The 681-nt window shown below is 69.5% G+C and carries 1 protein-coding gene and 1 pseudogene; both read left to right on the forward strand.

Going from position 1 to position 681, the window contains the following annotated elements; translation table 11 throughout:
- Positions 1–472, forward strand: a 472-nt coding sequence (locus ACNAW0_RS30550; RefSeq protein WP_416291508.1) for a zinc ribbon domain-containing protein, incomplete at its 5' end; no start/stop codon positions are given.
- A pseudogene (locus tag ACNAW0_RS30555) lies at positions 472–627 on the forward strand (roadblock/LC7 domain-containing protein); the annotation flags it as partial. The gene ACNAW0_RS30550 and the pseudogene ACNAW0_RS30555, both read left to right, overlap by 1 nt.
- Between the last annotated feature and the right edge of the window lie 54 nt (positions 628–681).

A 681-nucleotide genomic window follows, 5' to 3' on the forward strand; every position in this document is an offset into this window, starting at 1 on the left:
TGAAGGCCTCAACATCAAGGCGATGACCGCCACCGCGAAGGGCACCATCGCCGAGCCTGGCATCAACGTACGGCAGAAGGCCGGACTGATCCGGGCGATCCTCGGCAAGGGCTGGGGCCTGTTCGAGCGAGCACTGACCAACCAGGCACGCACCACCGGCACCCGAATCGCTCGGGTGCCTGCCGCGTTCACCTCCCAGCGGTGCAGCCGCTGCGGGAACACCGATCGGAACAACCGCGAAAGCCAAGCGACGTTCCGGTGCGGGTCCTGCGGACACCAGGCGAACGCTGACGTGAACGCGGCGATCAACGTCAGGGACGCCGCCGAGGCGCCGTCCCCACTCACCGGGCGGGCAGCCCGGGACAGGAGCCAATGGGCGTCCTGTCGACCACCCACCCAGCGCCGCCGACGTACGACGCTGGAAACGGGAATCTCCCGCCCTTGGGCGGGAGAGGATGTCAATTCTTGGTGATGCAGATCCGGGACGGTTCCATCCTGGCGACCCTGGCCGGTGCGGAGGCCGACATCGGTGTGGTCGGCTACGAGATGGCGCGGCTGGCCAAGCAGGCGGGGGAGATGCTCACCCCGGCGCTACGGGCGGAGCTTCAGCAGGCGCTGCCACATTGAGCGGGGACGGCCCGGCCGGTGGCGGCAGCGCCCCGGCCGGGCAGCGGACATGTT

Origin of the sequence: Micromonospora sp. SL1-18 (genome assembly GCF_047921505.1) — a bacterium.
Taxonomy (GTDB): domain Bacteria; phylum Actinomycetota; class Actinomycetes; order Mycobacteriales; family Micromonosporaceae; genus Micromonospora.